Annotated in this window: 8 protein-coding genes; 1 reads left to right on the top strand and 7 read right to left on the bottom strand. The window is 39.3% G+C overall.

All coding sequences use genetic code 11. The annotated features are described in order from the left end of the window. Positions 1-5: 5 nt before the first annotated feature. Positions 6-2,762 (bottom strand): SusC/RagA family TonB-linked outer membrane protein, encoded by a 2,757-nt coding sequence (locus J4Q03_RS05440; RefSeq protein WP_426047192.1) that lies wholly within the window; start codon positions 2,760-2,762, stop codon positions 6-8. Positions 2,763-3,092: 330 nt separating this feature from the next. On the opposite strand from J4Q03_RS05440, the gene metG reads away from it, so the two are divergent. Beyond that, entirely contained in the window at positions 3,093-5,129 is a 2,037-nt protein-coding gene (gene metG / locus J4Q03_RS05445; protein ID WP_426047193.1) for a methionine--tRNA ligase, read from the top strand. 230 nt (positions 5,130-5,359) lie between these two features. On the opposite strand, the gene J4Q03_RS05450 is transcribed toward metG, so the two are convergent. The 6 genes from J4Q03_RS05450 to J4Q03_RS05475 all read right to left on the bottom strand — a co-directional run bounded on the left by J4Q03_RS05450 (position 5,360) and on the right by J4Q03_RS05475 (position 13,965). Beyond that, entirely contained in the window at positions 5,360-6,064 is a 705-nt protein-coding gene (locus tag J4Q03_RS05450; protein ID WP_426047194.1) for a class I SAM-dependent methyltransferase, read from the bottom strand. A 323-nt stretch (positions 6,065-6,387) separates the two neighbouring features. Continuing rightward, a complete protein-coding gene (locus J4Q03_RS05455) occupies positions 6,388-7,200 on the bottom strand; it encodes a siderophore-interacting protein (RefSeq protein ID WP_426047195.1) in 813 nt (270 codons plus the stop codon). A 104-nt stretch (positions 7,201-7,304) separates the two neighbouring features. Next, on the bottom strand, positions 7,305-9,515 hold the full coding sequence (locus tag J4Q03_RS05460) for a TonB-dependent receptor (RefSeq protein ID WP_426047196.1): 2,211 nt from the start codon (positions 9,513-9,515) through the stop codon (positions 7,305-7,307). Between the two features lie 181 nt (positions 9,516-9,696). Beyond that, on the bottom strand, positions 9,697-11,289 hold the full coding sequence (locus J4Q03_RS05465) for an MFS transporter (protein WP_426047197.1): 1,593 nt from the start codon (positions 11,287-11,289) through the stop codon (positions 9,697-9,699). Positions 11,290-11,518: 229 nt separating this feature from the next. Continuing rightward, complete coding sequence (locus J4Q03_RS05470) at positions 11,519-12,631, bottom strand: HlyD family secretion protein (RefSeq protein ID WP_426047198.1); 1,113 nt, start codon at positions 12,629-12,631, stop codon at positions 11,519-11,521. Positions 12,632-12,654: 23 nt separating this feature from the next. Beyond that, on the bottom strand, positions 12,655-13,965 hold the full coding sequence (locus J4Q03_RS05475; RefSeq protein ID WP_426047199.1) for a TolC family protein: 1,311 nt from the start codon (positions 13,963-13,965) through the stop codon (positions 12,655-12,657). Between the last annotated feature and the right edge of the window lie 6 nt (positions 13,966-13,971).

The raw sequence follows: 13,971 nt of genomic DNA on the forward strand, positions 1-13,971 counted from the left end.
ATTATTTAAAATTGAAAATTAAAGCCTAATGAATATATTCTAGGCATCTGATAATATCCGTTGTCTATGTTCCCAAAAACTTCAGGATCTACTCCTGTATATTTGGTCACTACAAAAACATTCTGAGCCATCCCATAGATTTTCAGGTTGCTTCCCTTAGAGAAAACTTCTCCGAAATTATAGCCCACATTAATATTATCCAATCTTAAGAACGATGCATTCTCCACATAAATATCTGATTTATACTGAGGTACAGTAAATTTATATTCCGGTGCCGAGGAGAATACATTCTGAAGGTATTCATTGGTGGATGTAGACTGTATTGAGCTGTTGGAAGCCATATTGTTATACACATAGTTTCCTAAAACCGCTCTTGCACTCAGGGAAAAATCCCAGTTTTTATGAGATACTTTTGTTGAGAATCCTAAAATAGCATCCGGAGTGGTGGATTTGTAGTAATACATATCTTTTGGTGTGATAGTACCGTCCCCGTTTCGGTCTACAAATGCGCCGTCCACAGGTTTTCCGTTACTATCATATACCTGCTGATATACCCAAAATGAATTGGGAGCATATCCTACGGCGTGAGCCTGGATTTTGTTTCCTGAACCTCCTTCAATGCCTCCAACTTCCATGTTGAAAGATTCATCAGCCCTATCTTTAAGCTTGGTCACTACCGGTTTGTAATGAGTTGCATTAAAACTCATTTCCCATGTTGTTTTTTCGTTTTTAACAGGGATTACCGTAATGCTTCCTTCAATTCCCTGATTCTTCATATCCCCTACATTCTGCCAGCTGGCGTTGCTTAAACCTCCTGCAGCTTCATCTGCATATACTAAAAGGTCTTTGGTGTCTTTTCTGAAAAGATCAATGGATCCTGTAATTCTGTTTTTAGCAAAACCATAATCTAATCCTATATTCTTTGTAGTCGTAGTTTCCCAGGTAAGATTCGGATTATAATTGGCAGGTCTGAACATAAAATAGAATTCATTTCCAAACTGATAGCCAGCTCCAGGATAACTTGGATTATATGCTGCAAAAGCCGGATAGTTATTAGGTTTATTACCATTTAAAGCGGGAAGTTCCTGCTGTCCTGTTTTCCCCCAGCCTGCTCTCAGTTTCAATGTACTGATCGCTGAAATATTTTTGATGAAACTTTCCTCGTTAAGCTTCCATGCTAATGAAACTCCCGGAAAGACTCCCCATACGTTATCTCTCGTTTTGTTAAAGAATCTGGAAGAACCGTCCTGACGAACAGATCCTGAAATAATATACTTATTTGCTACAGTAAAAATCGCTCTTCCATAAAAAGAAACCAATGTATACTGGGTTCTAAAATCCAGATCCGGCGCCAGCGTAGTTCCGTTCCCTCTAAAAGTAACTGCTCCAGGAATATTCATACGGAAATCCTGGTAAGCATATCCTGCCGTAATATCTACACCCGTATTGATGGCACTGATAGTCTTCACATAATTAAAATAGGTTTCCAAAAGCTTGTTGTTCTTTTCCATTGAATAGAAATTAGAACTTCCTTTGTCTTCAAAACCTGGTCTGTAATTAGCATCTTTATACTTATGTCCTTCACTTTTCGTATAATCATAACCGGCGTTTACGTTAAAATGCAGGTCCGGAAGAAAGTGAAATTTATAATCCAGCTGAATATTTCCCAACCCTCTGGTAACGGAAGATACATCTCTTACCCCATAGATCAGTCCAAGTGGATTGGTATTGGCGTTCACATTGTATCCTGTTGCAGATCCCGCAGCCAGCCATTCATAATATCCTCCGTAATTGGAATTCCCTGAATACACAGGTTGGGTAGGATCAAAATAGGTAGCCGCCTTGATTACTCCGCCATCTACGAAGCGGTTATCCGTAAAGGTCCCTTTTGCATTCACATTGACTGATAAATGATTGTCAAAGAATTTTGGATTTAAATTCAAGCCTATTGAAGTTCTTCGGAAAGAGTTCGACTTTACGATACCATTCTGTTCATTATACCCTAATGATAAACGGTAAGGCAGTCCTTTAATACCCCCGGCAAGGGCTAAGTTGTTATCTGTACCCCATGCAGCCTGATAAATCTGGTTCTGCCAGTTGGTATCAGAAGTTCCAAGCTTGGCTTTGTAATTGGCAGATCCATAGGTATTCACAAAATCTCTGAATTCCTGCGCATTAAGCACATCCACATTTCCCATTTTGGTAGATACTGATGCCACTGTTGAAAAATTCACTTTAAATTTCCCTGAGCTTCCCTTCTTAGTTGTGATCAAAATAACCCCGTTGGAAGCTCTGTTACCATAAATAGCTGTAGCAGAAGCATCTTTCAGAATATCAAATGTTTCAATATCATTGGGGTTGATGAGGGATAAAGGATCGGAAACCCCGTTCATTCCCACAAAATCCTGAGGAACCCCATCAATTACAATCAATGGAGAGTTTTCTCCACTTAAAGACGATGTACCCCTGATTCTTATTTTAGTTCCTGAACCCGGAGCCCCACTGTTATTTGTGATCTGTACCCCAGGTGTTTTGCCTTGAATCAGCTGTCCTGCAGAAGTAGCACCTCCGTTGAAATCTTTGGCAGAGACAGAAGTAATGGATCCCGTAAGATCAGATTTCTTCTGTTTTCCATACCCTATCAATACAACCTCCTCGATTTTTTTCTCCTTGGTTATAGTGTCTTGTGTCTGTGCATGTATCATTGAGCTAGCCAGTAAAAAAGCAGGCGCAATTTTTAATACCGTTGTAAAATTTTTCACAATATCGTTTTTTTAGTTTCGTTTCTTAATAAGGCTGTACAAACCAGCCTTGCAATTTATAAAAAAATTAGAATTATTATAATATTATTGAAAATTTGGATAATTTTATGTAAATTGCTTGTCTATTAAAAAATCAAATATCTGTTTTTCACAACATTACATTAACATATGCAATACATAACATATGTTGTATTTTAACATTTAGTTAAACAATTGTTTAACTAAATGTAATATTAAATCCTTTGCGGAGAGTAAAAAACTTATTATAGCAGAAGTTTAGGCGCTTTTAGGCAGATAATCCTTATCTTTGCCGTTAAAACTTTACTATAAATGTCAAACAGAAAGATGATTACGGCAGCTTTGCCTTATGCAAACGGACCGGTTCATATAGGACATTTGGCAGGTGTATATATTCCTGCGGATGTCTACGCAAGATTTCAGAGAAGATTAGGAAAAGATGTGGCGTTTATCTGCGGGTCAGATGAGCATGGGATTCCTATTACCATCAGAGCAAAAAAAGAAGGAGTAACACCTCAGGATATCGTGGATAAATACCACGAGATTATCAAAAAATCTTTTTCGGATCTGGGAATTTCATTCGATGAGTATTCCAGAACGACTTCAAAAAAGCATTACGAAACGAGCCAGGATTTTTTTAAAGTTCTTTATGAAAAAGGAAAGTTCACGGAAGAAGTTTCCGAACAGTATTTTGATGAACAGGCCGGAGAATTTCTGGCAGACCGGTATATTGTAGGAACCTGCCCAAACTGTGGCAATGAAAATGCTTACGGAGACCAGTGCGAAAAGTGCGGCTCTACCCTATCCCCTTCAGAGCTGATTAATCCGAAATCGATGCTAAGCGGAAATGTTCCGATTCTTAAAGACACCAAAAACTGGTATCTCCCTTTAAATGAATATGAAGATTTCCTTAATGAATGGATCATTGAAGGCCATAAAGACGACTGGAAACCGAACGTCTACGGACAGGTTAAATCATGGTTGAATGATGGCTTAAAGCCCCGTGCCATGACAAGAGATCTGAACTGGGGAGTTCCGGTACCGCTTCCGAATGCAGAAGGGAAAGTTCTTTATGTTTGGTTCGATGCTCCTATCGGATATATTTCCTTCACAAAAGAATGGGCAGAAAGAAACGGAAAAGACTGGAAGGATTACTGGCAGAGTGAAAACAGTGACTTGGTTCATTTTATCGGGAAGGACAATATTGTATTCCACTGTATTATTTTCCCTGCGATGATGAAGGCTCACGGTGATTATATCATGCCGAAAAACGTTCCTGCCTTTGAATTCTTAAACCTTGAGAACGATAAGATCTCAACGTCCAGAAACTGGGCGGTATGGGCACATGAATATGTAGAAGAGTTTCCTGGACAGCAGGATGTTCTGAGATATGCACTTCTTTCATCTGCGCCGGAAACAAAAGATAATAATTTTACATGGAAAGATTTCCAGACTAAAAATAATTCTGAGCTGGTAGGAATTTTTGGGAACTTTATTAATAGAGTTGCTGTTCTTATTCATAAATATTATGATGGAGTAATTCCTCAGGGAGATGTAAACAGCCCTGAACTGAAAGAGATCAACAAGGCGGCTAAAGAAATTTCAGGATTCTTAGACAATTATGAATTCAGAAATGCACTAACTGCATTAATGAATCTTGCCCGTTTCGGAAACCAGTACCTTCAGACTGAAGAACCTTGGAAAACCATCAAGGATAGTCCTGAAAAAGCAGCACAGTCCTTATTTGTAGGAGCTCAGCTTGCTGTTGCACTAGCTCAGTTATGCGAGCCGTTCATGCCTTTCAGTTCTGAGAAATTATTAACAATTTTCAATGCCGGGCTGGTAAACTGGAGTGATGTTGAAACTCAATCAGTTTTAATAGAAACTGGTCATAAAATCAATGAAGCTTCTCTTCTTTTCTCTAAAATTGAAGACAGTGTAATTGAAGCTCAGATTGAAAAACTGGAACAGACCAAACAAAACAATAAAAAAACAAACCCTAATGCCAACCCTATGAAAGAAGAGATTTCTTTTGATGATTTTGCTAAAATAGATCTTAGAACAGCTACCATTTTAGAAGCTGAAAAAGTGGAAAAAGCTGATAAATTATTAAAGTTTAAAGTAGATACAGGGGTTGATATCAGAACTGTAGTTTCTGGAGTTGCGGAAAGCTTCACACCGGAAGAACTGATCGGAAAACAGGTAATGATCTTACTCAATCTTGCTCCGAGAAAGATCAGAGGAATTGAATCTCAGGGAATGTTTTTATTAACGACAAAACCGGACGGAAAACTGTCTTTTGTGACACCGGATGACACTAATGTAGAAAACGGTATTGAGATAGGGTAAACCTAATATTTCAGATAAAAGCAAAGACACACGAAAATCGTGTGTCTTTTTTATTTTGTTTATGGTCATTGCGAGCATAGCGAAGCAATCTCTTAAATAAAGCTTAAACTTACTAATCTTAAAACTTAATTTTAATCTTAATGATTTAAAAACAGAAACCGTTAAGGAAAGGTTTAGTTATTAAGAGTATTAAGAGATTGCTTCGCTATGCTCGCAGTGACTAGGAAACTTTACTTTTTAGTCAGCCTCGCCAGATAAGAGTCTTCATCCTGCAATATTTTTTCTATGATAAAGCCATTGTTTTCTGCGGCATTTTTCAATGTTGTAAAATCAAGGTAAAGCCATTTAATAGGATCTTCCGATTCTCCTTTATAATGAACCACGTAATCCAGTTCACCATAATAGCCGCCTGCCGGAATATAAACTCCCCCATCTTCATCACGGTCAAACATATAGAGAATATCCGTACTGTCGATCAGGATCTGCCCGTTATCATTGATTAAAGTATGGAGTTTCTGAAGATATGTATCTATTTTTTCAAGACTTTCAAAAATACCTGTTCCATTCATCAGAAGCAAAACCGTATCAAAAGTTTCCCCGGAAAAATCCAGCATATTTTCACATACTGCTGTTTTAATTCCCCTCAGATTACAGACTTCAGTAGATTTTGGCGAAATATCCAGTGCCAGCACATTAAGATTTCTTTCATTCTGAAGATATAAGGCATGAGAACCGGCACCGGCACCTATGTCCAGTACTTTTCCCTGAGCCAGTTCCAGTGCTTTCTGCTCAATACCGTTCATCTCTTCAAAGTCTCTGAAAAGATAGGCTACCGGGAGCTCATCCAGTTCCGATATTGATGTTTCTGTCTGCAGATTCTCAGGATTTTCGTTGTGAAAATAATCCCAGACTGCCTTACCCATTAAGTCTTTCATTGCTGTCTTTAAAGTGCAAAGATAAGGGTTTCGGTTCCGGATTGCAAGTTTGTCTGAGGCGAGAGAGTTGGAGAGTTGCTGGGTTTGAGAGTAAATGAGTTGGGAGGTGAGCTTGGTTTGCTGATTTTGTAGCTGCTGGTTACTGGTCTATAATAATTAAGTTAATGAATTCACGGTCTGATATCTGAAATCTGATGTCTTGCTTCTTATCCATCATTCACTTGCAAAGCAAAATTCACCATTGTCATCTATCCCGTGCAAAATCAAAGACCATAATTTAAAATTGTGAAAATCCCTAATCCTCGCTACCTAAAACCTATCACCTATCCCATCGAATCCTTCTCCTTATGTCTGTCTTTCTCTGATTCGTTTTCTGCAACACCTGCTTTCCAATAGGAATAGGCATTGAGCTCCTGTGATGTCCAGCCTTTTTCTTTTCTAAGGTAGTTGCGGATCTCTTTTACACTTGAAAATTCTGCTGCCACATACCCGAATTTAGAAGTCTCAGGAATGCTAATATTTTTTACAACATCTGCCATTTCACTGCTGATATACGGTGTGGAATTATAAAGCCATTTAAATTCGATGTCAGCCCTGGTCTCAAGGATCTGCACATCTTCTTTTCCCGGAACTTCAATGATACAGATACCTTTTGCTGTTTCAGGCAGTGTTTCCAGCATAGCACTCAGAACAGGAATTGCAGTAGAATCACCCGCGAACAGATACCATTCAGCATCCGGATACATTTCTTTAGCTTCGGTTCTCATCATGATTCCCAGCTTGGAACCAGGTTCAGATTCTCTTGCCCATTTTGAGGCAGGACCGCCATCGCCATGGTCCACAAAATCAATAATCAGCTCATTTTTTTCAAGATCAATCCCTTTGTGAGTGTAGGTTCTTATAGCAGGAGCCACTTCTTTCGGTGGATACACCCACTGGCGGTTTTCATCCAGGGTTGGAAAATGAACTTCATCCAAACCTGTAGGAGGTACTGCGATCTTATTATTATCACCGATGGTGGTATTTTTGAACAAATGAGCTTCGGGAGAATACAGATACACTCTGATGTAATGATCTGTGATATATTCTTTTCTCACCATTTCCGCAACAATGCGGCCTGTTGAAATTTTAGCCATAACCTAATCTTTAATGTTAAAATCCGGCTTCCGTAATGATGAAAGCCGGATATGGTATATCATATTGAAATCAAAATCAAGACTAAGCTGCTTGATTTAAATTTCTAAAAATCAAATGTATAAGACAAATTAAATGTTCTTCCTCTTCCCTTGTAGCTGAACAGCTCAGGAAGTCCATAAGTAGAATATAAGACCTGGGAACGCTTGCTCCATATAGTCTGATAATCTGTGTTGAAAATATTCTGAATCCCTAGATTGAATTTACCCCAGTTGAAACGGTATCCGACCATTAAATCGGAAGTATTATACCCATCAATCTCATTTTTAAGATCATCTGTCAGCTTGAAATTCTGCAACGACTGGAACCTGAAAGACCAGCTTTTAAAGTTATACCCAATGTAGGTTACCAATTTTGAAGGAGAAGCATTGTAAATCTCCTGCTTCTTCCATTCGCCGTTGTTATCAACTTCAGACCTAATTAAAAGTCCGCTTGCTCCGAAGTAAACCCCATTGTTCATTGAGTAGGAAACCTCAGCCTCAATTCCCATATTTCTTAGCTTAAGATCATTGACAAGGATCTGGAAAGTCTTCTTGTCAACTGTAACTGTTTTATCCGAATTGCTTAAGAAACCAGCAATCTGACCTCTTAATCCTCCTTTATTGATACGGTACCCCACTTCAAACTGGTTAGTTTTAATGGCCTGTAATGGCTGTTCTTTAACATTAATGCTTGACGTAACGTCCCAGTGGGTTCCGGCTAAATTATAAACTCCAATCCCGTAATATTTCGAAGGATCGGCTAAGCTCACTCCCTGAGAGAATGTTCCCCAGGCCTGATGCTGGTCATTAAATTTATACAGTAAACCGGCATTTGCCAATGTTACATTATATGAACTTTCTCCGCCCGGAATCGCAGAAGCAGAACTTCCATACCCCATTGCAATTTGGGTCTGCTGCACTGAACCTACGAAATCATCCACTTTTACATTGATATTCTGATAACGGATTCCTCCATTGATCTGAAGTTTAGGTACAATGTCATATTTAGCCTGAACATATCCTGCATAACTTTGAGAGTGATTGGTAGGATATCTTCCCAGACTGTATTTGGTTTCGTTTACCAAACCGCCGCTCGACATTGTCTTTGCAATATCGTAGACCGACTGTGTTCCTTCAAATTTTTCAAGATCAATATCTACTCCATAAGTAACATTCAGGCTTCTCCATGATTTTGACAATAATGCCTTCACACCGGAATAATATGTATCCTGCTGGGAAGAAGACATATAAGCCGTGCTTACGCTGTGCAGGCTAACATTCCCGGGAAAAGGATAAAACCCAAGCTTCTCTCCTCTGGCAGCCAACTGTACATACAGATCCTGACCCCCTAAAATATTGTTTCCGTTATAGGCAACCGTTCCCATAAAGCGCTCGGTCCCAATATTTTTATCGGATGAGAAACCGTCACGCATTTCCAGAAGTCCGGCGTTTTTTGTCGTAAACGCACTTAGATTCTGTCCTAAATAAAGACTTCTGTCTCCGTTAAACTTCGAATTATAATACTGAAGGGATGCAGTGATTTTATGCTTATTATTAAATTTATATCCTCCTGTTGCCAGTACATCAATAGACTGGTTGTACTGAAGGTCAGTTTGTGTAATATCTGTTAATACCTGATTTTCATCGGCCCCATAAACTCCACCATTCTGCTGGTAAGCAACCCCCAATCTTCCGAAAAACTTCTCTCCTTTTGCTGCAATAGCCTGAGCCGCCCGGAAATCGTGGTCATCTTTTCCCATGAATCCGGTTCTTACTCCAAGTTCAGTTTCTCCGCCAATTCCGTTTTTGGAAGGTGTTTTAGTGATGATATTAATGATCCCGCCGGTAGCGTTTCCTCCATAAACCGAACTGGCTCCGGAAAGAACTTCAATTCTTTCAATATTAAAAGGATCAATTGCGTCCAGCTGGCGGCTGATGGCACGGATACTGTTCAGTGAAACTCCATCTATCATGACCAATGCTGAACGTCCTCTCATATTCTGTCCGTAATTGGTTCTTCCCTGCGGGCCGATATCCATACTCGGGATCAGGATAGAAAGCATTTCTTTAATGGGAACGCCGCTTTTTGCCTGCTCCTGGATTTTTTCTTTCTGAACTACCCAGACTGTTCCTGGAATATCGGAAATCTTTGTTGGTTTTCTGGATGCTACGATCACTACATCATCAATACCTTTAGAGGCTATAGAATCGTTTGCCGTTTGGGAGAATATGATTCCCGACGCCAAAAGACCTATGAATGCATACTGCTTTTTCATTCTTTTCTACTCAGTTTTTATAACCTTCAAATATAATTTTTATTGTTTCTAAATAAAAACAACAGAATATGAAATTTTTCATATTTTTACAAAAAAAAGAACGTTTTATTTTCACTCATAAAAACGTAAGATCCCGGACTTCGTAAAGCCAAGGATCTTACTCGTGAAAAACAAGGTATCTTTAAACTGCAGGCCCGGCTGCGTCTTTTATTTCTTCTAACAACTGTTTCCGTTCACGGAGTCTTCTCCTCGCAATGACCGATTTTCCGCCTAATACTCTGATGAATCTTAGATACTGGAATCTTTCTCTTCCGAAATGATGTGTCATAACGTACAGTAATACTCCAAAACCCACCAAAATAATATATCCGAAGATCTTTTTACCGGATATAATAACTGCATTGAGCTGAAGCGTCTTCATATTGGCAGCCAAAGTCTGAGGGGTAACCGTCATTCCGTCGATATATACGGCAAGATCTCCTACTGCTGTCATCTGAAAACGATACTGAAACCATGAATATAATGCTGAAAATAATCCTACTGCAAGAAATGTTCTCCATACTAAAACCAGCCCGATTGCAGCCAGCATATCATCCATTTCAAGTTTATCCAGAGTATAGAACCATACTGAAATAAACAGGGAGCACATTCCATATCCTTTTAAAAACATCGGTAGGTACCAGTTTTCATAATTGAATTCTAAAACCATCGAAAAGTACATAATCAATGCATAACCCATCATCGCCGAAAACCCCGAGAAGATGTACATTTTCAATGGTATTTCTTTTTTAAACCAAAATACGGCAATCACACCCGCCAGGATAATGCCCGGAATCATAAGCATACTCAGTCCTGCGTTGGTTTGCTGATCATATCCCAGCACTCCTACTGCAAAAGTATTCTGAAGAGATGTTGTTCCCAGGAACATTCCCAACCACAACAACATAAACAAGCCATGCTGTACATTATTTTTCTTGAATATTTTGAATGATAAATAAGGTCTTTTTAAAGTAAACTGGCGAACAACCAGCAAAGCAAAGCTTACAAAAGCCGCAATACTTGCCTTTATAATATTTTTGGAGTTCCACCAGTCCTGCTGTTTCCCAAAGGAAAATACATACGCCGAAAACATAAATGTTGAAACAAACAGCATGATGCTCATCCAGTCGATATAATGTAACGGAACCTTCAAAGCAAAATATTTATCATGCATAAAGATCCAGTGAATCAGGGCTAGAATAAAACACAACACCGCTGCAATGATGTAGAAATGCTGCCAGTTATAATGAATGGAAACTACCACTGCATAATAAGCCGCCACCTGATTCATCACCAAAACAAAGGTATAAAACAGCCCGTAGAACATTCCCCTGTTTCCGATCATCATCATTAACGGAAGAAACAGCTCTATCGTCACCATCATCTTCAAAAACCCGATAAATAAAGCCGTAAATACAAAAATCATTGGCTGCATGGTAGTTCCGTTGATATAGCTCAGCATTCCCAGAAGTACAAGCAATACGGTCATTTTATCCCTCACCTTGAATCGCATCTTCATTCTGAGAACGACCGGCATACACGCACCCATTCCTATCGTGGTGGCGTAATTCGCCCACATAAAATATTCTGTCATCGCCCCGGTACCGTTCACGAGATAGCTGATGTTTCCGGTATATACCCCGCCAAGAGGCATCACCACTGCCAATAGCAGTACAATGAGCAGCAATTGTACGGGTTTGGGTACCCAGTCGTTATATAATCCTTTGTTGTACATGAATTTAGAAGTTAGATATTAGAGGTTAGAAGTTAGAGGATGGAAGTATGAAGATGGGAGATGGAAGTTTATCTTTATCATCATGCTTCTGCATTTGAAACAATTAAAAAGATAAGGAAGGGGCCGGAAATTATGATCAGTCTGCATCAACCTTCCTCTTCCGGCTTCTGGCTTTCCTTCCAAAATCTTTCAAAATCATTAAATTTTTCAATCTTTCAATCTTTCAATCCTAATTAATATTCACATTCATGTTCATTCCCGCGCTCAGTTTTTCCAGGTCTTCTTTTTTATTGGACGTGCTGAATTCTATTCTTACCGGAATTCTCTGCTGTACTTTGATAAAATTACCTGTAGAATTATCTGTAGGAACGCTTGAGTATCTTGAACCTGTTGCCGCTGAAATAGCAGTGACAACTCCTTCAAATTTCTTTCCTCCCAAAGCATCAGCGGTCATAGTCATCTTTTCACCGATCCTGATATTGGGCATCTGGCTTTCCAGGAAATTAGCGGTTACCCATTTCTGACCGTTCAGAACAATCGTAGCTACCTGTTGGCCCGGCTGTATTAATTGTCCTTCAGAGATCGTTCTTCGTCCCATGATCCCATCATAAGGAGCTGTGATCACAGTATAGGAAAGGTTGATTTTTGCCATATCCAGCGCAGATTTTGTTCTTTTGATCTCGGCATCATTAATTCCCAATTTGCTTTTAACTTCAGTCGTGGAAAGGTTGGCAGACTGTTTCTGATTGACTAAGGTTTCATACGCCGCTTTCTGGGCATCATATTCCGTTTTGATCTGATCGTACTGCTGTCTGGTCACTGCTTCTGCAATAAGAAGGTTTTTATACCGGTTTAAATTCTGCTCAGCATTCCATAATCTGGCTTTGGCACCGGCGATATTGGATTCCATAACACTTACGTTATTGGAAACTGTGTTTACAGATGAACTTGTTGCCGATCTCTGGGCGAGTGCATTCTGATACGCCGCTTCTGCCTGTCCCAATTGGGTTAATAATTCATTTTTATCCAGAATAACTAATGTATCCCCTTTTTTAACCTTTTGATGCTCTATGAATTTTATGTCTTTGATATAAGCCGAAACCCTTGTATTGATTGGGTTAATGAATTCTTCCACCTGCGCAGCTTCCGTATAAGTCTTATCTCCAATGTGGAAATATTCGCGCACCAGCCAGAAAAGTCCGAATCCAATCACCAGAAATACAACCGTATTGGAAATGATGGCTCTGATCTTATTTTTTTTATTCTGTTTCTTTTTAAGTGCTGCTCCTGACTGTGCCGGAGCGGCCTGAGTATTTTGAGTGGTTTGTTCCTTGTTTTCCATTATCTTGATTTTCAGTTTTAAAATTAAAGTGTTCCTGCAGCCTTCAGCAGGTTATAATATTGATACAGTACATTGATCTCTGCATTGGCATAATCCAGTTCCGACTGAAGTTTCTGGTTTTGTGCATCAATCATTTCAGCCTGCACCGCCAATTGGTTTAAATATTTAGCTTCCGTGATCTTGTAGTTTTCTTCCGCCAGTCTTTTTGCATCATTCAGAATATCAGCCTGCTGAATAGATTCCTGGTATTTTACATAGGCTGCATTAACTGCCATATCTACATTCTGCTGAACCAGAGTCACGGCATCTCCTGCCTGTGTTTTCTGCAGTTCACCAAGTTTTACTCTCTCTTTGGTTTTATATAAATTATCAATATTGTAGCTCAGTGAAACACCCGCCTGCCATCCTCCTGAATACATATCCAAAACAGGATTTCTTGTCGTAACCGGACGTTGTAAAGTATAGCCTCCGAATCCGGAAAGGGTCGGCAGCTGGTCTGTTTTAATAATCTCAATATTTTTATCGGCTACATCTATATTTTTCTTGGCCGATTTCAGCTGAGGATTGCTTTCATGGGCAAGATCCATATAGTAATCCATACCGATTCCGGATTCCTTGTCCGTTAAACTTTCAACAGGAACAATCTCTGTTTCTGAAGGAAGTCCTAAGGCAATATTTAAATTGTAATTAAGAATCTTTTTATTATTCGTCAACGTCAGAATTCCCTGATCCAGATTTTTGATCGCCAGTTCTGCACGGATCACTTCATTTCGGGTTACCATTCCCTGCTGATAGAATTTCTGAATATTTTTCAGACGTTCCTGAGCCAGTTTTTTGTTATTCTGAAAGACGGTTTCCTGATTGAACATTTTATAGACGTCCAGATAATTGGAGATTACCAGAAATTTTACATCAAGCTTGTTTTTTTCAAGATCCAGTTCAGAAAGCTGCTCCCGAAGACCGGCCATTTCAATGGATTTATTCACCAAACCTCCCTTAAAAATGAGTTGTGTTGCCTGTACAGCATACGAACTTCCGTAATGAGGCATCGGAATGTTGGTTGAGCTTGAAAAATCTTTATCAATCGCTACTGCATCACCTAGATAGAACTGGCTTGTAGAAGCTGTAATATTAGGAAGCTTTTGAAGCTTGGCAACATTTGTATTTTGTTTTGCAATGTCAATATTCTGCGCAGCCACTTTTAGTTGCTGATGATTCTTAACAGCCATATCGGCCGCCTCACCTGCGGTCATCTGTTTGATCTGTTGAGAAAAAAACAGCGCAGGAAATAATGCTACCACTAGCGATAGTGCTGTTTTTATGTTCTTTGTCATTTTACC

The sequence above is a fragment of the Chryseobacterium sp. NFX27 genome, from assembly GCF_049887855.1.
Taxonomy (GTDB): Bacteria; Bacteroidota; Bacteroidia; order Flavobacteriales; family Weeksellaceae; genus Chryseobacterium.